The organism is Dactylosporangium sp. NPDC006015 (genome assembly GCF_040614215.1).
In the GTDB taxonomy this organism is placed as follows: Bacteria; Actinomycetota; Actinomycetes; order Mycobacteriales; family Micromonosporaceae; genus Dactylosporangium; species Dactylosporangium maewongense.
This window is the reverse complement of record NZ_JBEXUD010000008.1, coordinates 101,587-119,817: the sequence shown is the minus strand read 5'-3', so window position 1 is coordinate 119,817 and position 18,231 is coordinate 101,587. Positions and strand designations below refer to the sequence as shown.

The 18,231-nt window shown below is 75.5% G+C and carries 15 protein-coding genes; 7 read left to right on the top strand and 8 right to left on the bottom strand.

The features are described from left to right. Both eccCb and ABZ321_RS16290 read right to left on the bottom strand, forming a co-directional pair. Complete coding sequence (gene eccCb, locus ABZ321_RS16295; protein ID WP_354891643.1) at window positions 1-3,027, bottom strand: type VII secretion protein EccCb; 3,027 nt, start codon at window positions 3,025-3,027, stop codon at window positions 1-3. Between the two features lie 82 nt (window positions 3,028-3,109). Further along, window positions 3,110-3,655: a class IV adenylate cyclase gene (locus tag ABZ321_RS16290; RefSeq protein WP_344509591.1), complete on the bottom strand. Its 546-nt coding sequence runs from the start codon at window positions 3,653-3,655 to the stop codon at window positions 3,110-3,112. A gap of 111 nt (window positions 3,656-3,766) precedes the next feature. Between ABZ321_RS16290 and ABZ321_RS16285 the strand changes: the two genes are divergently transcribed. From ABZ321_RS16285 to ABZ321_RS16275, 3 genes are all read left to right on the top strand, one after another. Further along, complete coding sequence (locus ABZ321_RS16285; RefSeq protein ID WP_354891640.1) at window positions 3,767-4,054, top strand: hypothetical protein; 288 nt, start codon at window positions 3,767-3,769, stop codon at window positions 4,052-4,054. A gap of 65 nt (window positions 4,055-4,119) precedes the next feature. Beyond that, window positions 4,120-4,848 (top strand): hypothetical protein, encoded by a 729-nt coding sequence (locus tag ABZ321_RS16280; RefSeq protein WP_344509587.1) that lies wholly within the window; start codon window positions 4,120-4,122, stop codon window positions 4,846-4,848. A gap of 135 nt (window positions 4,849-4,983) precedes the next feature. Next, a complete protein-coding gene (locus ABZ321_RS16275; RefSeq protein WP_354891637.1) occupies window positions 4,984-6,153 on the top strand; it encodes a rhomboid family intramembrane serine protease in 1,170 nt (389 codons plus the stop codon). A gap of 49 nt (window positions 6,154-6,202) precedes the next feature. Here the strand turns inward: ABZ321_RS16275 and ABZ321_RS16270 are convergent, their stop codons facing one another. The 3 genes from ABZ321_RS16270 to ABZ321_RS16260 form a co-directional block, all read right to left on the bottom strand. Beyond that, window positions 6,203-6,460, bottom strand: a complete 258-nt coding sequence (locus ABZ321_RS16270; RefSeq protein WP_344509583.1) for a hypothetical protein — start codon at window positions 6,458-6,460, stop codon at window positions 6,203-6,205. A gap of 223 nt (window positions 6,461-6,683) precedes the next feature. After that, entirely contained in the window at window positions 6,684-8,501 is a 1,818-nt protein-coding gene (locus ABZ321_RS16265; protein ID WP_354891635.1) for an Hsp70 family protein, read from the bottom strand. A gap of 149 nt (window positions 8,502-8,650) precedes the next feature. Then, window positions 8,651-11,077 carry an Hsp70 family protein gene (locus tag ABZ321_RS16260; RefSeq protein WP_354891632.1) on the bottom strand — a complete coding sequence of 809 codons (2,427 nt, stop codon included), beginning with the start codon at window positions 11,075-11,077 and terminating at the stop codon, window positions 8,651-8,653. A gap of 215 nt (window positions 11,078-11,292) precedes the next feature. Between ABZ321_RS16260 and ABZ321_RS16255 the strand changes: the two genes are divergently transcribed. Further along, window positions 11,293-12,243, top strand: a complete 951-nt coding sequence (locus ABZ321_RS16255) for a hypothetical protein (RefSeq protein ID WP_354891629.1) — start codon at window positions 11,293-11,295, stop codon at window positions 12,241-12,243. Beyond that, window positions 12,240-13,910: an insulinase family protein gene (locus ABZ321_RS16250; protein ID WP_354891626.1), complete on the top strand. Its 1,671-nt coding sequence runs from the start codon at window positions 12,240-12,242 to the stop codon at window positions 13,908-13,910. Before ABZ321_RS16255 ends, ABZ321_RS16250 begins: the two co-directional genes overlap by 4 nt. Before the next feature lie 25 nt (window positions 13,911-13,935). Here the strand turns inward: ABZ321_RS16250 and ABZ321_RS16245 are convergent, their stop codons facing one another. Further along, window positions 13,936-14,871 carry a GntR family transcriptional regulator gene (locus ABZ321_RS16245; protein ID WP_344509573.1) on the bottom strand — a complete coding sequence of 312 codons (936 nt, stop codon included), beginning with the start codon at window positions 14,869-14,871 and terminating at the stop codon, window positions 13,936-13,938. A 127-nt stretch (window positions 14,872-14,998) separates the two neighbouring features. Here ABZ321_RS16245 and ABZ321_RS16240 point away from each other — a divergent pair, with 127 nt between their 5' ends. Then, on the top strand, window positions 14,999-16,195 hold the full coding sequence (locus ABZ321_RS16240) for an FAD-dependent monooxygenase (RefSeq protein WP_344509571.1): 1,197 nt from the start codon (window positions 14,999-15,001) through the stop codon (window positions 16,193-16,195). Here ABZ321_RS16240 and ABZ321_RS16235 read toward each other — a convergent pair. Continuing rightward, complete coding sequence (locus tag ABZ321_RS16235) at window positions 16,192-17,127, bottom strand: GNAT family N-acetyltransferase (RefSeq protein ID WP_354891622.1); 936 nt, start codon at window positions 17,125-17,127, stop codon at window positions 16,192-16,194. The genes ABZ321_RS16240 and ABZ321_RS16235 overlap by 4 nt on opposite strands. A 55-nt stretch (window positions 17,128-17,182) precedes the next feature. Between ABZ321_RS16235 and ABZ321_RS16230 the strand changes: the two genes are divergently transcribed. After that, on the top strand, window positions 17,183-17,350 hold the full coding sequence (locus ABZ321_RS16230; RefSeq protein ID WP_354891619.1) for a hypothetical protein: 168 nt from the start codon (window positions 17,183-17,185) through the stop codon (window positions 17,348-17,350). A 5-nt stretch (window positions 17,351-17,355) separates the two neighbouring features. Here ABZ321_RS16230 and ABZ321_RS16225 read toward each other — a convergent pair whose 3' ends face one another. Continuing rightward, window positions 17,356-18,219, bottom strand: a complete 864-nt coding sequence (locus ABZ321_RS16225) for a hypothetical protein (protein ID WP_344509567.1) — start codon at window positions 18,217-18,219, stop codon at window positions 17,356-17,358. Window positions 18,220-18,231 lie beyond the last annotated feature (12 nt).

Sequence of the window (18,231 nt, the reverse complement as noted above, 5' to 3'; positions counted from 1 at the left end):
TCACAAACTTCCGGGCGCCGGTGGGTGCCAGGCCAGCTGGACGAGCCGCCGGCCGTGCCGCCGGGTCGCGTGCCAGCCCCGGCCCGGCGGCAGGGGCCGTGGCGTGATGCCGGCGAGCAGCGGCCCGTCCTCGCGGGCGCCGGACAGCACGACCGCCTGGGCGGACAGGTCCCGCAGGCGGAGCAGGACCGGCTCGTACATCGCCCGCGCCGCGCCGCTGGTCCGGCGGGCGACGACGACGTGCAGCCCGATGCCGGCGGCGTGCGGCAGGAGGTCCATGAGGGCGGCGAGGGGGTTGGTGGCGGTGGCGACCAGGTCGTAGTCGTCGACGAGCAGGTACAGCTCGGGGCCGCGCCACCGGCCGGGGTCGCGCAGCCGCTCGGTGAGCGCGGTGGCGACCTCGCGCAGCACGTGGTCGGCGGACTGGGGGCCGGTGCAGTGCCCGAGCAGGTGGGCGGGGCCGGCCGCGCCGGCGAGCCGGCGGCGGTAGTCGACGACGACGGTCCGGGCCTCCTCCGGCCGGTACGCGCGCTCGATCGAACGGGCCAGGCCGCGCAGGAACGCGGTCTTGCCGGAGCCCTCGCCGCCCAGGACGATCAGGTGCGGGTCGGCGTCGAAGTCGGCGACGACCGGCCCGAGGCCGATCTGCTCGACGCCGATCGGGATCCGGCCGCGCCGCGGCTCGGGCAGCGACTCGGGTGGCAGCCGCTCGGGCAGCGGCTCGACGGGCGGCGCCGGCTCGGACGGCCACGCCGCGCGGATGTCCGCCACCGCGGCGTCCAGGTCGCCGTCCTCGGTCAGCCGCGGCCGGGCCACCAGCAGCTGCAGGCGGTCGGCGGTGATGCCGCGGCCGGGCACGTCGTACGGGATCCGGGCGGCGGCCCGCCGGTCGATCTCCGACTCGCCCGCGTCGCCCAGGCGCAGCTCGATCCTGGTGGTGAAGGTGTCGCGGAAGGCTGGGCGCAGCTGCGCCCAGCGCCGGGCTGTGACCGCGAGACGGATGCCGTGGGCCGGCCCCCGCTGGGCGAGGTCGTGGAGCATCCACTCGATGCCCTCGAAGTCCTCGAAGTCGCTGCGGACGGCGCCCCAGTCGTCGACGAGCAGGAACCGGCGGCGCGTGGGCTCGCGGTCGAGGCAGGCGTGCAGCTCGCCGAGGATCCGTGGCACCAGGTCGCGCCGGTGGCGGTCCGCGACGGCGGCGGTGTGCGGCAGGCCGGCCACGGGGGCCAGGGCCCGGCCGCCGCCGGACTCCAGTGCGTACAGGTGCGTCTCGGCCGGGGTGTACGTCAGGGCCAGCCCGAGCGCGAGCGTCTGCAGCGCGGTCGACTTCCCGCTGCGCGGCCCGCCGACGATCACGATGTTGCCGCCGTCCGGTGGGACGTCGAGGACGTCGTAGCGCCGCTCGAACGGCCGGTCGACGCGGGCGACCGCCACCCCGCCGGGCCGCCGCGGCGCCGTCAGCCCGCGGCCGGGGGTCGTCGTGAGCGGGCCGAGCAGCTCCCCGAGCGCCGGCGACGCGGTGAGGGGCGGCAGCCACAGCTGGGTCGCGGGCGGGGCGGCGGCGCGCATCCGGTCGGTGAGCACCTCCGCCACGCTCGGCGGCGCCCACGGGTCGAGGCCGCGCAGGACGCTGTCCCAGCCCCCGCCGGGCGGCAGGTAGCGGTGGAACGTGACCGGCGCGAGGAACCGGACCGGCGTGCCGGACCCGGCCCGCAGGTAGCCGACGCCGGGCGTCATGGGTAGGTCGTAGGCGTCGGGCACGCCGATCACGGCGCGGCTCTCCCGCCCGCTGAACGTGCGCATCGCGACCCGCACCGGCAGGTAGTTGTCCAGGCCGCGCAGCCGGCCCTCCTCGAGCCGCTGCGCCGCCAGCAGCTGGTGCACGCCGAGCGACCGGCCGACCCGCCCGACCTGCACGAACAGGTCGATGAGGTCGGGCCGTTCGGTGAGCAGCTCGGTGAACTCGTCGATGACGACGAACAGGCTCGGCGCCGGGACGGTCCGGTCCCGCGCCCGCCGGTCGAGCTCGCCGGCGACGGTGTCGAAGAAGCGCTCGACGAGATCCGGTGACTCGCCGACGCCGGTGATCATCGCCGCGACGTGCGGCAGGTGCTCGAACGGGCGGAAGGTGCCGCCGCCGTACCGGTCGACGAAGACGAAGTTGAGGTCCGCCGGGGAGTGCGTGACGGCGAGGGCGAGGATGACCGAGCGCAGCAGCTCCGACTTGCCCGACCCGGGGGCGCCCACGATCATGCCGTGCCGGCCCGACGCGAAGTCGAGCTCGACCGGCGCGCCGTCCGTCCCCACGCCGATCGGCACGCGGAGCCGGTCGCCCTCCGGTCGCGCCCGCCAGGTGGCCGCGGGGTCGAAGGCGCCGGGGTCGCCGAGGCCGAACAGCTCCTCGAACCGCACCCGCCCGCTCCGGTCCTCGTCCGCGGCCGCGGCCGCCGGGGCGGGCACCAGCCGGGTGACGGCGTCCAGCACGGACCGCGCGGCGGCCACCACCTCGCCGGGCCCGAACTCGGCGGCGCCGGTCAGCGCCCGCGCGATGGTGCGCAGGTCGCTGCCGGGCAGCAGCGCGAGCTCCCCCAGCTCGTGGACCGCCGACAGCGCGTCCTCCACGGGGTACCGGAGGTCGAGCGCCTCCCACGCCGTGGCGAGCCGGTCCGCCGGCGCGGGCCCGGGCTCGATCAACGAAGCCCCCGCCAGCGCCGCCACCTGCCGGAGACGGTCGGGCCCGAACCGGGCGGCCAGCGCCGACTGCAGCGCCGCCCGCAGCCGTGGGTCGATCTCGTGGCGGCCGTCGCCGGTACCGGCGAAGAGCGCGGACCGCAGCAGCCGCTCCTCACCTCCGGGCGGCAGCGCCAGAGCGGGGAACGCGTCACGGATGCGGTGCAGCAGGCCGGCGTCCACGGCGACCGGGACGGCGGCGTGGCAGGCCAGCTCCAGAGACCCGGCCGGCAGCTCGAGCCGGGCGGCGGCGAGCAGCTCGGCCCCGGCCGGCGCACCCGCCCAGGCGGCGGTCACCGTGTCACCACGGCGGGAGGCGCAGGCACAGCGTCACCGTAGCCCGCGGATCCGCCGGGCACTGCCCCACCGGTGCGCGGGCTCAGAAGAGCAGCTCGCGGGCGTCCGGGTGGACGGCCGCCGCCAGCTCCGCGTAGTTGCGGGGCTCCGCCGGGCCGATCAGGTCCGCCACCTGGTCGCGGGCGGCCGCGATCTGTGCCGGTGGGCCCTCGAACTCCGCATACGTCCCCAGGCGGGGCAGCTCGTCGATCGCGACGACCAGCGCCGCACGGTGGAACTCGCGGCGGCGCTTCGCGAGGCGCCACACGAGGATCAGGCCCTGGTCGGCGAAGGCTGCCCGTACACCACCTGGATCCGGCGACGGGAACTCCACCTCGATGCGGTGGTTGGTGCCGTCACCGGCCTGCGTGCGGGGGCCCTTGAAGCCGGCCGTCGCGGTGGCGCCGGTGATCCGCAACCGGGCGACGAGGTCCTGGGCGCGTAGCCGGCCGTCGGGGGTGTCGTAGTACTCGTCGAGCTGCTCCTGCGGCGGTGCGGCCCGGAAGCCGAGCGCTTCGAGCCGGGCCGTGAGCGCCCCGGGGTCCGGCACGGGGTGTTTGCTCTCGACCTCGTCCACCCCGCCGGCCACGCGCTCCATGGTACCGGCGGCGCCGGTTTCAGCGTCCCGTCAGCCGGGTGCCCATGCCGGCTGTCCGATGGCGAACAGTGTGCAGCCGTCGGTGTCGCTTATCCTGCGCGCATGATCGTGGTGGAAGGGCAGTCCAACGAGCGGCTCGTCCTGGACGGCGAGTGGTTCGAGAAGCAGCGCGGCGGGCGGCCCGTCACCCGCAACCCGGCGTCGACGTTCCGCGGGGCGCAGTGGAACGACATCGAGCGGCGGGTCAGCCTGTTCGGGCGCGAGAAGGAGCACCTCGTCCAGGTCACGCTGGCGTTCGAGGGCAGCGGGTTCGTCGGGTTCATCACCGCCGCCGCCAACCGGCCGGCCCTCGCCGCGCTCGTCGAAGGCCTGGAGCACGCCGCCCGCTGAGCGTTGTCGGCCGGCGCCCGCGGTGCAGAGGGTTGCACGCCGGGCGGGCCGGGTAGCCCGCGCGGATGGTGACTGGCGCACAGCCGATCCTGCGGAGGCTCACCGCGCAGGGCCAGGCGCTGTTCGAGCCGGTGTACGACGCGGTCCGGCTGCGCCGGTACGACCGGTTGTGGCTGGGTCCGGCCGTCGCGGTGCTGGTGACGACGCTGGCGATCGCGGCGCGGACCAGGCCCGGGCATCCGGTGATCAGCCGGTATGCCGTCACGCATCCCGGCGATCCGCTACCGGCCGTCCTGCTGCGGCTGCCGCTGTCACTGTTCGCGCCGGCGGCGCTGCTGCCGTTCTGGTTCGCGGTGATGCAGGTGCTGCTCGTGTTCAGCCTGACCCAGGCGGTGCTGGGCACCGTGCGGGCCGTCCTTGTCGCGGTCGCCGGGCACAGCGCGGCAACGCTGTCCGCGGCGCTGTGGATCGCCGCCAGGCCGCCGGTGGGGCTCGGGATGCAGGACGCCCACCTCGCCGACGCAGGCCCGTCGGCCGCGGTGGTGGCGGTCTTGGCCTACGCCGCCGTCCGCCTGCGCATCGGGTGGCTGGCGGCGGTGCTCCCGGCGTACCACGCCACCGAGGTCGTCGTCGTGGGCGGACTGCCTTCCCGCGAACATCTCGTCGCCACACTGACCGGTGTCCTCCTGGCGCTGGTCCCGGACCGGCGGTTCGCCGGCATCCTCGCCGCGGCGGGCGACCCGCCGGGCCCCTCCGGGGCACGCCCCCCACCGCGGCGGCGGCGCTGGCGGTGACGGGCGATGCCCCGCGGCCCAGGCGCCGATGGCGGGCGGACCGCAACCGGGCGCGTGGTTGGCGGCCCGGCGGCCGGGTCCCGCCGCCGGGTCATGCTCCACCGGAGCTGGCGGCACACGAACCAGCCCGGCCTCGTGTCGGCTAGGTACCTGCCCGGCGGCGACCTCGCCGCGGAGCTCGCCGCGAGCGTGGGGCCGGCGGCGAAGGCGCGGGTGCTGCTGGTGGCGGCGGCGGGGTTACGGCTGGCGCCGCTGTACGTGGCGGCGGTGGTCGGGGGCAGCCTCGGCATCGACGCGTTCGCCGGACCGCAGGGCCGGGCGGGGATCGTCGCGGCGAACTCCACCAACGTGGCCAACCTGGAGCAGCATCGGGTGTGGACGCTGTTCACCAGCGCGTTCGTGCTGGGTGGTGGGGTCGAGCCGGTGCAGGTCGTGGCGCTGCTGCTGCTCACCGGGGCGGCGGAGCTGGTGTGGGGGCGGCGCCGGCTGGCCGAGGTGTTCCTGCTGACCCACGTGATCGCGAGCTGCCTGGTCTACGCGGTGCTGCGGGTCGGTCTGCAACACGGCTGGCTCGACCAGGAGGTGGCCCGGGCCGCCGACGTCGGGACCAGCTACGGCGCGCACGCCGTCGCCGCCGCCCTGGCCTGCAGCCTGCCGGTGCGGCGCACCCGCCGGGTGCTGGTGCCCGCGGTGCTGCTGCTCGTGGTGCTGCCGTTCGCCGACAGCAGGACCTTCACCAGCCTCGGGCATCTGCTGTCGACCCTGATCGGGCTGCTGGCGGGCTGGCAGCTGCGGCACCGCCCGCTCGCCGGACGGCTGCGCCGGCCGGGCGCGCAGCGCACCGACCGGCCCGCGCGCTACGTCTTCGGCACGGCGCAGCAGGCTCAGGACGCGCTGGTCTTCGTGCTGCATCTGCGGGAGCAGCAGCTGATCCGTCTCGACGACGCCGTGGTCGCCTGGTCCGACGTACCCGGCGCCGGTGGCGGCCGTCCTTACCGGATGCATGAGTTGCAGACCCGCGACCTGGGGGTCCTCGACGGCGCGCTCGCCGGGGCCGCGTGGGGCATCGTGATCGGCACGCTCGCCGGGTGGCCGACGGCGGGGATGGCCGTCGGTGCCGTGGCGGCGGCAGCGGTGGCCGGGGTGCACGACGCCGGGCTCTCCGACGCCGTGGTGGAGCAGGCGGCCCGCGGTGTCCCGGCGGGCGGGGCGGTCCTCGTGCTGCTCACCAGCCCGGCGGACCAGCCGCGCATCGCGGCCGTGCTCAGCCGCGCCGGTGGTGTACCGCGCGATCCGGCCGGGTAGGGAGCGGCCATGTGGTCGGGAATCGACTCTGCGGTGCCGGGCCGGGTGGTCAGGCGGCCGCGCCGGCGAGGACCGGGGTCAGGGCGCGGGCGCACAGCTCGCGCGCCCACTGGATACGGCTGAGCGCGACCTCGGGACGGTCGCCGAACACCTCAGCGGCCCGTGCGTAGCACTCGTCCGGCCCGAGCTGGTCGAGCGTGCGGTGGACGGTCTCGCGGACGGTGGCGTCGTCCAGGTCGCGGGAGGCGGAGGCGTCGGAGACGAACAGTGCCATGCTCAGGACTGGGTCGACCGGGCAAGTCGTCATGGGGATCACCTGTTCAAGGGGGGTGCGGAATGTCTACATCCCACGTTCCTCGTACCGCTGTGTGACAGCCTCGGCGCCAGCGGGACTATCCGACTGCCGGTTTCCGCACCCCCGTATACCTGCTAGCAGGTATGCCCGGCCCGCCCCATTCGTTGCCCGCCCGTCGCCCGCCCGTCGCCCGCCCGGAGGTCGCGGAATGCGGGGCGGCCGCCGGCCCGGTGGCTCAGCCGGCGGTGGTCCTGACGTGCTGGGCCAGGGCGGCCGTGACGGCGTCGGCCGAGGTGCGCAGGCCGGCGAGCGGTGCGAGGTCGAACGATCCGTCCGCGCCGATGGTCGGCGCGAATTTCGGGTCGTGCCGCAGCGGGGAGTCAGCGACCAGTCTACCGACCACGAACGCCCCGGCGTTGTGGCGCTGCTGCACGCCGATGGAGGCGAGGTGGTGCCACGGGCAGGCCGTGCGGCGGTGCGCCCGGCGGTAGGCGATCCCGTCGGCGTCGATGCGCAGCGACCTGGCGGTGAGCTGCACGATGAAGCCTGCGATGCCGATCGGGACCAGCGCCATCCCGGGTACTCCGATGACGGCGCCCCCGGCCTCCGAGTCGGTGGTCACGGTGATGAGGACGCCGATGACGTAGAGCAGGATGCCGGCCGGGATCGCGGCGAGGCTCCAGGTGCGGGTGGCGAGCGGCAGCCGGCTGGTGGCGTTGCCGTAGACGACCGGCGCCACCGCCGGCGCGAACGATCGGAGCTCCGGCCGCGGCGCCATGAAGACCGGGGCGGGAGACGTGACCGCCGGCGCGGGCGTCGTGGAGACCGGGGCGGGCGACGTGACCCGCGGAGCCGGTGGCGTGAAGACCGGCGCGGGGGACGTGACCGCCGGGGGCGGTGGCGTGACCGGTTCGGGCGGCAGTGTCAGGGTGCCGGCCGGTTCGGGGCGGGGCGCCGGGACCGTCGCCGGCTCGGGTGCGGAAGTGCCGGTGCCGACGCGCAGGCTGCCGTCGGCCACCACCAGCTCCGGCTGCTCGATCACCACCGGGGCCACGCCGAGGGCCTGGTGCAGCATGGTGGCGCACAGCGGCATCCGGCTCGAACCACCGACCAGGAACACACCGGTGAGGTCGGCGGGGCGCACGTCGGCCTCCCGCAGGGCGATGCGCGTCGCCGCGACGGTGCGGTCCAGCAGTGGACGGGCCAGCGTTTCCAGCTGCTCCCGGCCGAGGGTCGTGTCGATCTCCAGCAGCGGTATGAAGATGGAGGTCTGCGCCGACCGCGACAGCATCTCCTTGCCGTTGCGGACCTCGTCCCACAAAGTCCGGGCGGCACGCCGGTCCGCGTCGGCGGCCGGGCTGTTCAGCCGCGCCCACGCGTCGGCGTCGGCGGAGCCGTGGACTGCGCCCAGGTAGGCGAACACGGCCGCGTCGACGTCCAGGCCACCCGCGTCGAGGATGCCCTCGGCGGCGAGGACCTCGAACCCGCCGGCAGTCCTGCGGACCACGGAAGCGTCGAACGTCCCGGCGCCGAAGTCGTACACCGCAACGACGCCGCCGACCGGCACCTCGTTGCCGAGCACGGTGACGAAGTAGGTGGCCGCGGCCACCGGCTCCGGGACGAGCGACACGGAGGGGAGACCGGCCGTGCGGGCCGCCGCCAGGAGCACGTCGCGGCGCCGGCCGCCCCACCCGGCCGGGTGCGTCAGGACCGTCTCGGTGACCGGGCGGCCCGCGGTGCGCAGGGCTTCGTCGTACGTGCGTCGCAGCACGGCGGCGATGAGCTCCGGCACGGCGACCTCGGCGTCGCCGAGCAGCACCTCGCCGTCGTCGACCCGCTTCTTCGGGTTCGGCTCGTACGACGCCGGCGACCCGCGCCCCACGTGCTGCGCGTCGCGCCCAACGACCAGCGCGCCGGCGGCGTCCCGGCAGGCCGCCGACGGAAGCATCGGCGTGCCGTCGAAGAGCAGCGGCCGGGTCTGCCCGTCGCCGGGGTCGAGGACGGCCACCGTGTTCGACGTGCCGAAGTCGATGCCCAGGCGCAACTCGATCACCACTCCTGATCCAGACGGGTCCGGTCGCGTCCACACGAGCCGGCGTCGGCAGCGGCCATCGTATGGATCACCATTGCCACGGACAATCGAGCGATCCGCCCCATCGGCCCGGCGATCGGCTCATGCCGGACCGGCCTTCGGCAGGATGCTCACAGTCTCTGAGCCCGGCGCCGGCGGGCGATGAGCAGCCCGGCGGTGCCGGCGACCACGACGGCCACGACGGTGGTGAACACACCCGGCGGCAGGAGGCCGATGGTGGCGTTCCAGACCGCGTGCACCGCCGGCAGGATGCCGCGCGTCGGCGAGCTGCTGATGTTGTTGCGTCCCCAGTAGTCGCTCTCCTGCAGGCCGTGAACGGCGGCGAGCACCCCGCCGGCGGTGAACAGCGCCGCAGCGATCCGGACCGGCGCGACCGGCACGACCGGCGTGGGGCCGCCCGGTTCGCCGCCGCGGCGCAGGAGCAGGCCGCCGCCGAGGACCAGCAGGAACATGAGGGTCGCCCCGGCCCAGAACAGCAGCAGGTTGAGTGGCCCGGCCGGGAGACCCTCGCCGAGCACCGTACGGGCGAGCTGCACCGCCGGGTTGATCTCGCGGGCGGTCCAGGTCCAGCCGCCGCTGGCGATGAGGTGCGCGTCCCGGTCGTGGACGTAACTCTGCGCGGCGACCGCGACGACGCCGCCGGCGCACACCCAGAGCAGTGGGCCACGCGCTCCGGCCGGGCCCGCGAGGGGGTCGCCGATCCGGCCTCGGCCCAGCAGCGTCAGCCCGATGACGGCCAGGAGCACCCCGCCGGCGACCGTGGCCAGCAGCAGCGTCTCGCCGTAGCCACGGATGCGGCGGAAGTCCAGGAACTCGGGCAGTTCGGCGCGGCTCCACAGCACGAGCGCGGGCATCAGGTACAGCAGTGTCGCCCCGACACCGGCGGAGGCCGCCCGCACGAGCAGCGGCCGCGCCGAACCGGGCAGCGGCAGGGGGCGCCCGGCGGTGAGCAGCACCAGCAGCCCGACCATCGGCAGGACCGCGGTCGGCCCGGCGAGCACCCGGGTGCCCGACACCAGCGAGTCCCGACCGGCCGCGGCGGCCAGCGCGGCGACGGCCAGCACGGCGGCCAGCGCCCCGGCACCGAGCACCCAGGACCGTCTCCTGCCGTCCGCCGCAACCCCAGCGACGCCCGCGGGCGTGACATCTCCTGTGGGCGCGGCATCGGAGGCGGGTCCGGCGCCGGATGCGGGCGAGGCGTCGGAGGCGGGCGCGGCGTCGGAGGCGGGCGCGGCGTCGGAGGCGGGCGCGGCGTCGGACGCGGGTCCAGCGTCGGATGCGGCCGGGTCCGCGGCGGGCGGCGGTACAGCGGCCGCAGCGGGCTCGGTCGGCACCGCAGCCGGCGCGAGGGACACCGGTGCCGGCGACGCGGGCGCCGCAAGATCTGATGCGGACGGAAGCAACCCCGGCGCCGGGGCCGGCGACGCCGGGATCTCAGGCTGGGTGACCGGCGCCGCGGGGGCCGGGTCGAGCAGGCTGAGGGCGCCGCGGGCCACGACGAGCTCGGGCTGCTCCAACGCGACCGGCGCCACGCCGAGGGCGCGGTGCAGCAGGGTCGCCACCAGGGGCATCCGGCTCGCGCCGCCGACGAGGAAGACGCCGGCCAGGCCGTCGCGGGTCACGCCGCTGGCGAAGAGCGTCGCCGTGGTCAGCGCGACAGTGCGGTCGAGCAGGGGCCGCGCCAGGTCCTCGAGCTCACCTCGCGTCAGGTGTACGTCGACGTCGAGCAGCGGCACCGGCAGGCCCGTCTGGTTCGCCCGGCTCAGCTGCTCCTTGGCGATCCGGGCGTCCTCCTGCAGCTGCCGGCGCAGCCTGCGGTCGGCGGTCGTCTCCGGGGCGGCGAGCCGCTGCCAGCGCTGCGGGTCGGCACCGCCGGCGGTGCGGCCGACCCACCCCACGACGGCCGCGTCCAGGTCGACCCCGCCGACGTCCTCGAACCCGTCGCTGGCCACCACGTCCCAACTGGTCGCGGTGCGGCGCACGACGCTGACGTCGAAGGTGCCGCCGCCGAGGTCGTACACGACGACGGCCGCGCCGGGGTCGACGCGGTGTGACAGCACGGCGGTGAAGCAGGTGGCGGCCGCGACCGGCTCGGGGACGAGGACGGGCGCGCCGAGCCCGGCGGCGCGGGCGGCGTCGGCCAACAGGGTGCGGCGGATCGGCGCCCAGCTGGCCGGGTGGGTGAGCACGACCTCGCCGGCGGGGGCGCCCAGCGTGCGCTCCGCCTCCGACCGCACCCGGTCGAGGACCGCCGCCACCGCGTCGGCGACCGGCACCTCGTGCGTGCCGAGCAGCAGCGTCCCGTCGGCCAGCCGCCGCTTCGGGTTCGGCTCGTACGCGGTCGGGTCGAGGCGGGCGCTGCGCTCGGCGTCGCGGCCGGTCTGCAGCCGTCCGTCACCGTCGACGAACACGGCGGACGGCAGCAGCGGCGTCGCGTCGAACAGCAGCGATTCGTGCCGCCCGTCCGGCAGACGGAGCATCCCGACGGTGTGCGAGGTGCCGAAGTCGATGCTCAGCCCGGACTGATGTGCCGTCACGGCATCGAGGCTAATGAGCCGGGCCCCGGCGCGGCTCGTCCAATCGGCTCACGGAGATCGGCGGCGCGGACCATCGCACTGTCCTGCCGGTGATTGAGTTTCCACGGCCCGTATGTCGACGAGAGGGTACGAAGCCGTCACATGGTGTCAGACGGCACGGACACCGCCTCGAATAGGGGCGGACAGGTCTGAGCGCCGGCCGTATGATCTCGGCCGTGTCGATGATCGATTCGCTGAAACCGTTGCGCACCAGGGACTTTGCGCACTCGCCCGATCTGGGGTTGGTGCGCCGGGCGGTGCGGGCGGCGGACTGGGCGGCGGTCGTGGCGTACTTCGACGGGCTGCCGCCGCGGGCCGACCACGCGCTGGCGGTGGAGGTCGCCGCCGAGGTGCCGGGCAGCGAGCGGTTCCTGCAGCGGGCCGTCGACACCGAGCGGGACTCGTCGCTCGCGCGGACGTTGCTGGGGAGCAGGTGCGTGGTGCTGGGCTGGGAGGCCCGGACCACGTCGCGGGCCGCGAACGTGAGCCAGGCGCAGTGGCGGGTCTTCTACGACCACCTCGGCCGGGCCGAGCGGCTCCTCACCGACGCCGTCGCCATCGACCCCGGCAACGCCGCGGCGTGGACGGAGCGGATCGTCACCGCCCGGGCGCTGGGCTTCGAGCCGGCCGAGGCGCGCCGCCGGTACGACAAGGCGGCCGAGCACTGCGACGTCCCGTACCGCGCGCAGGGACGGCTCATCCAGAACCTGGCGCCGAAGTGGGGCGGGTCGACGAAGGCGATGCACGACTTCGCGCAGGAGTGCCTGAAGGCCGGGCCGCCCGGCACGCTCGCCGGTGCGGTGGTGGCCGACGCGCACATCGAGCACGCGTTCACCAGTGACCGGATCAGCCGGATCCGCGACTACCTCGGCCAGCGCAAGGTCCGCGACCAGCTCGGCGCCGCCGCGGCGCGGACGGTGCTGCACACCGACCACGAGCCCGGCCACGGGTGGGTGGCGGCGCACAGCGCGTTCGCCTTCGCGCTGTTCCAGGGTGGCGACCTTCCCCGGTCCGCGCGGCATTTCGCGGCGCTGGGCAACCTCGTGCGACCGTACGGATGGGACATGATGAGCGACAGCTGGAAGTCGGACTTCCGGGCCGCGCGGAGCAAGGCGGCCGCACGATGACGGACGTCGACGGGGTGCCGGTGCTGCTCGGCGCGGCGCCCGGGCCGCTGCGGGCGGGGCTGATGTTCCGCGTCGGTGTCGCCGACGAGACCGCGGCCACCGCCGGGATCACCCATCTCGTCGAGCATCTGGCGCTGCACCGCCTCGGCGTCGCCGACTACCACTACAACGGCATGACCGGCGCGACCACGACCCAGTTCGTCACGCAGGGCACGCCCGAGGCGGTGGTCGCTTTCCTCCACGGGGTGTGCGCCGGGCTGCGCTCGCTGCCGGTGGACCGGCTGCCGGTGGAGTGCAAGCTCATCGAGACCGAGGCGGCGGGGCGCTCCGACCCGGTCAACCTGCTGATGCCGCTGTGGCGGCACGGCGCCCGCGACTTCGGTCTCGTCGGCATCGCCGAGTACGGCATCCACACCGCCACCGCGGCGCGGGTCACCGAGTGGGCCGCCGCGCACTTCACCCGCGGCAACGCGGTCCTGTGGCTCACCGCCGACGAGCTGCCCGCCGGGCTGCGGCTCGACCTGCCCGACGGCCCGCGCCGCCCGCTGCCGGCCGCGTCGTCGGCGCTGCCGCTGCAGCCCGCGGCGTTCGCCGGCGGCTCGGCCGCGATGGTGCTGGACGCCGTGGCGCCGCGGACCGCCGCCGCGGGCGTCTACACGCAGGCGCTGGGCCGGGCCCTGTTCCGGGAGCTGCGGCAGGAGCGCGGACTGTCGTACACGACGGCCACCGACTACGGCGTCGACGGGCGCCCGACCGCCACCATCACCGCCGTCGCCGACTCCCGCGACGGCGAGGCCGCCGCCGTCGCCGAGCACTTCACCGCGCAGCTGCGCCGCCTGCGTGACGTCGACATCGACGCCGGCGAGCTGGACGCGATCCGCGCCCTCGCGCTGGAGGGCGCGGACGCCCCGGACGCGGAAGCGAAGCGCCTCCCCCGCCGGGCCCTCGACCTGCTCACCGGGTTCCCCTCCAACAGCATGGCCGAGATCGCCGACGAGCTGCGCCGGGTCACCGCCGCCGACGTCCGCGAGGTCGCCCGCGCCGTGCACGACTCGGCGCTGCTCATGCTGCCGCGCGGCGTCGAGCGCCCACCGGCCGGGTTCGAGGCGGCGCCGCAACTGTCGCGGTTCAGCGTCGTCGGCAAGCGCCTGCGGTCCAAAGTGGACCCGGAGGTCGCGCTGGTGCACGCCGCCGACGGGGTCAGCTTCACCACCCCGCCCGGCGCTTCCACGGTGTTGTACGACGAATGCGTCGTCCTCCTGCGCTGGCCCGACGGCGCCCGCCGCCTGCTCGGCGCCGACGGCATGAGCGTCCACATCGAACCGACGCTGTTCCCCCTGCCGCCGTCCGTCACCGCCGCGATCGAGTCGGCGGTCCCCGCGGAGCGCCACGTCGACCTGCCGGCCCGCGCCCCCGACGAGATCCCGCGCCTGTCCCGGACCACCGGCCTGCGACTGCGCTGGCGCCGCGCCCGGCTGCGCCTGCGCGCCCGGCTGGCGGGCTTCACCCTGCTGCCCAGCGGGGGCACCGGCCGGGTCGTGGTGACCGTCCTGCTGGGCCTCGCCGGCGTCGCCGCGATCATCCTGGCCATCGCCCTGCAGTCCTGGCCGTTCCTGGCCGCCGCCGTCGTCGTCGGCGTCCGCATGCGGCGCCGCTACCGCCCCTGACGCTCACGACGCGGTCGGCGGCACGTCAGCCTCCGCGGGTGTCGATGAAGACGGCGAGGCCGTCGAGGAGGCGGTCCAGGCCGAAGACGAACAGGCGGTCCAGGTCCAGGTCGAAGTCGTCGATCTCGATGAGGCGCTCGAAGACGGGGACGCCGGAGGGGACGGCGGCGCCGCCGAAGCCGAGGTCCATCCACTCGTTGCCGGTCATGCCGGTCTCGCGTTCGGCCTCGGCCTCTGGTTCGAGGGTGGTGGCGAGGCCGCGGACGTAGCCGAACAGCAGCAGGTGGACGTGGAGCCGGTCGGTGAGCGACAGCGGGGTGCCGTCGAGGGAGGCGAGGACCCATTCGGTGAAGCGGAGCCCGTTCATCGCGGGCTGGGGGCGGGTCAGGGACATCGTCGGCGCCAGCCACACGTGCCGGCGGAAGAGCTGCCACAGCAGCCTGGCGGCCAGCTCCAGGCGCGGCCGCCAGCCCGGGGGCGGCACGGCGGGCAGCGGCACGGCGCCGAAGGCGGCGTCGATCATGTACAGGGTGAGCTCGTCCTTGCCGCGCACGTGCCGGTAGAGCGCCATCGTCGCCACGCCGAGCTCGGCGGCGACGCGGCGCATCGACACCTCCGCGATCCCCTCGGCCTCGGCGATGCCGATCGCGGTCGCCACGATCCTGGCCCGGGTCAGCTCGGGGACGCCACGGTCCGGTGCGGCGCGCCGGTGCGCGGTCCGGCCGGGGCGGGCGCCCGCGGTCCGGCCGGTGACGACCGTGCCGATGCCGGGCCTGACCATGGTGAGGCCCTCCTCCCGGAGCACGGCGAGGGCCTTGGTCGCGGTGGCGATCGCGACGCCCCAGTCGCGGGTGATCTGCCGGGCGGACGGCACGGGGTCGCCGGGCGAGAGCTCCCCGCTGCCGATGCGGCGGCGGATGTCGGCCGCGATGCGGCGATACGGCGGTTCCAGGTCGGCCACGGTACTAGTACACCAGACGCCGGGACCGCGCCGAGGAGCGCAGGTGTACTAGTAGCGATTGCCGCACGGCAAGCGGTCCGTTTAGCGTCGCTGCGTACGCAGTACACAAGCGGAAACGGAGCGAAGAATGCGTGTGCTCATCTCCGGGGCCGGGATCGCGGGGCCGGCGCTGGCGTTCTGGCTGCACCGGCACGGGATCGCCGCGACCGTCGTCGAGCGGGCCGCGGCGCCGCGCCCGGGTGGCCAGGCCGTCGACATCCGCGGCGCCGCGAAGGACGTCGTCGCGCGGATGGGCCTGATGGCCAGGGTGAGGGCCGAGCGGGTCGACGAGCGCGGCATCGCCACCGTCGACGCCGCCGGCCGGTGGACCTCGACGATGGCGGCGGACGCGTTCGGCGGCGAGGGCATGGTCGCGGAGATCGAGCTGCCGCGCGGCGACCTCGCCCGGGTGCTGCACGAGGCGACCCGCGACGACGTCGACTACCGCTTCGGCGACCGGATCACGTCGCTGCGCCAGGACGGGCCGCGGGTCGAGGTCGGCTTCGCGAGCGGCGGCGCCGAGGAGTTCGACCTGGTCGTCGGCGCCGACGGGGTGCGCTCCGGGGTGCGCGCGCTCGCGTTCGGCCCGGAGACCGACTTCGTGCGGCCGCTCGGCGGCTACACCGCGTTCTTCAGCATCCCCGACCCGGGCGACCTGCGGCACTGGTACCTCATGTACAACGCGCCCGGCGGCATCGCGGCCGGCATCCGCCCGGAGAACGGCGGGACGGCGAAGGCGTACCTGAGCTTCAGGTCCGCCGAGCGCGGCCTCGAACGGCTCCCGGTCGCCGACCAGCAGCGCCTGCTCAACGAGCGGCTGGCGCACGTCGGCTGGCGGGTGCCGGCGCTGCTCCAGGCGATGCCGCAGGCGCGGGACTTCGTCTTCGACGCGCTGTGCCAGGTGCGCGTGGAGCAGTGGTCGCGCGGCAGCGTGGTCCTGCTCGGCGACGCCGGCTACTGCGGCTCGCCCCTCGCCGGCCTGGGCACCAGCATGGCCCTCGTCGGCGCCTACGTCCTCGCCGGCGAGCTGGCGGCGTCCGGCGGCGACGCGCAGGCCGCGTGCCTCGCCTACCAGCGCCGGCTGCAGCGGTACGTGGACGCCGGCACCGAGCTGCCGCCCGGCGGGATCCGCGCGTACGCGCCGAACTCCGCCACGATGATCCGCCTGCGGGCCGTGTCGATGCGGATGATGACCCGCTGGCCGATGAAGCAGATGCTCGCCGCGCAGTTCGCGAAGGCCGGCGCGTTCGAGCTCCCCGCGTTCGGCTCGGCGGTGCCGGTCTAGACCGGCCGCCGGAACGCGACGACCCGCTGGTCGACGACGAACCCCACCTTCGCGTAGACGCCGGCGGCGCCGGTCGGGTTGTCGGCGTCGGTGTCGAGCCCGGCGGTCGTGTGCCCGGCCCGGCCCGCGTCGCCGAGCACGCCGGCGAGCAGCGCGCCCGCGACGCCCTTGCGGCGCCACGACACGGCGGTGCCGACCTGCCCGATGTAGATCCTGCCGGGTGTTTCGCTGCTGTACGCGAGGACGTAGCCCGCGATCTCGTCGCCCGCGAGCGCGAACCTGGACAGTTCCGGCAGGAACGCCTCGGACCGCACGGTCAGCGGCGCCCACGCGTCGAAGGTGCGCTCCTGGTAGCCCCACAGGTCGCGGAACGCCGCGGTGTGCACGGCGTGCAGCTCGTGGTCTCTCGCGGCGTCGTACGGCGCGAGCTCCACTCCCGGCGGCGGCGACACGGCCGGCGCCTCTGACGTCGGCGCCGACATCTCCAGGAAGTAGCGGGACGGGGTGAAGCCGAACCGTTCGTAGAGGCGGGTCGGGGACGGGTCGCCGTCGCCCGCGATGACCTGCGCCTGCCACGGCGCGTCCGGCGCGAGCTCGGCGTGCCGGGCGGCGGCCCGCTCCAGCTGCCAGGCGAGCAGCTCCCGGCCGAGGCCGGCGCCGCGCCGGTCCGGGTGCACCCCGCCGATCAGCTCCAGCCGGTCGCCGCCCTCCGGCGGCAGCGGCACCAGCGCGACCGCGACGAGGCGCCCGGCGCCGTCGGTCACCACCCGGGTGTCCAGGGCGGCGTCCCTGACCTCGTTGTCGACGCAGTCCTCGATCTCGGCGGCGACGTGCCCGGCGTGCCCGCCACCGGCCTCCGACAGCAGGTTGATCAGCTCCGCGACCGCTGCCGCGTCGTCGGCCGCGTACGGGCGCACAGAGAAGTCGGTCACTGCCTCACCGTACGCACCCCCGCAACCGGATTGCCGCCGGCTCAGGGTCGGGGGCATGGCGACGCGACTGGTACAGATTGCGATGGACGCCCGCGACGACGCCGGGGTGGGCCGATTCTGGGCGCAGGCCCTCGGGTGGGGCCTGTCCAGCGAGGCGCCCGGCGTGACCAACCTGGGACCCGAGGGCGTCGCCGACCCGGAGGGCGTCCTCACCCCGCGCTGACGTGCTCAGCCGTTGCGGTGGTGCTTCTTCACGAAGGTGTACCCCGGCGGCAGCTCCGACTCGTCGAGCTCGTCCTGCTCGACGGTCTGCTGGTGCAGGGAGAGCTGCCGCTCTGAGGCGTGTGCGCCGGGTGGGAGGCGGCGGAGGAAGCCGTTGACCCAGTGCTCGCGGCGGTCGCTGGGCTCGCCGGGCTCGTCGGGGTGCGGGGCGGGCTCGACCAGCGGCGCGTACAGGAGCATCTCCGCCGGCTCGTCGCCGTCGAGGGCCGGGTAGGACGGGTGGCCGGTCGCGTCGACGCTGCCGTCGACCCTGGTGACGTAGCCTTCGCGGAGCAGCTGGTCGACGGCGTTGCGCAGCAGGAACGTGCCCCGCGACCCCTTGCCGAGGCCGCTGCGCCTGGGCAGGTCCGCCTCGGCGAACACGGCGCTGCCGTCGTCGAGGACGTGCCCGAGGTGCCGGATGGTGTGCAGGACCTTCGACCAGTTCGCGGCGCCGGGCTTGTAGTCGCGGGTGACGACCTTCGGGTCGTACTCGTGGTAGTAGACGGCGTTGTCGACCCGCATCGGCTCGGCGAGCGGCGCGGTGCGCAGGACGACCTCGTCCTTCGCCGCCCGCCAGATCAGGGTGACGAACACCCCGGGCCGCACGTCCTCGGGCCACTCGATCCCGCCGAACTGCCAGCCGATGTCCTGCTGGAGCGTCGCGCAGAACACCTGCCGGGCGGTCGTGATCCCCTTGGCCTTGTGCTCCAGCGCGACGGGGACGGTGACCATGTGCCGCAGCGCCTCGACGCACTCCTCCGGCACGTCGAAGACGCCGGCGTCCAGGTCCGCCCGCCGCACCGCCAGCCGCCGCGTCACCGTCTTCATGATCTGTGAAAG

What these genes read in the sequence shown, in the direction of transcription:
- ABZ321_RS16285 (WP_354891640.1), top strand. Translation starts at nt 3,767, where the DNA reads ATGATCGTGGTGGAAGGGCAGTCCAACGAGCGGCTCGTCCTGGACGGC.
- ABZ321_RS16280 (WP_344509587.1), top strand. Translation starts at nt 4,120, where the DNA reads ATGGTGACTGGCGCACAGCCGATCCTGCGGAGGCTCACCGCGCAGGGC.
- ABZ321_RS16270 (WP_344509583.1), bottom strand. Translation starts at nt 6,460, where the DNA reads ATGACGACTTGCCCGGTCGACCCAGTCCTGAGCATGGCACTGTTCGTC.
- ABZ321_RS16250 (WP_354891626.1), top strand. Translation starts at nt 12,240, where the DNA reads ATGACGGACGTCGACGGGGTGCCGGTGCTGCTCGGCGCGGCGCCCGGG.
- ABZ321_RS16240 (WP_344509571.1), top strand. Translation starts at nt 14,999, where the DNA reads ATGCGTGTGCTCATCTCCGGGGCCGGGATCGCGGGGCCGGCGCTGGCG.
- ABZ321_RS16230 (WP_354891619.1), top strand. Translation starts at nt 17,183, where the DNA reads ATGGCGACGCGACTGGTACAGATTGCGATGGACGCCCGCGACGACGCC.
- ABZ321_RS16225 (WP_344509567.1), bottom strand. Translation starts at nt 18,219, where the DNA reads ATGAAGACGGTGACGCGGCGGCTGGCGGTGCGGCGGGCGGACCTGGAC.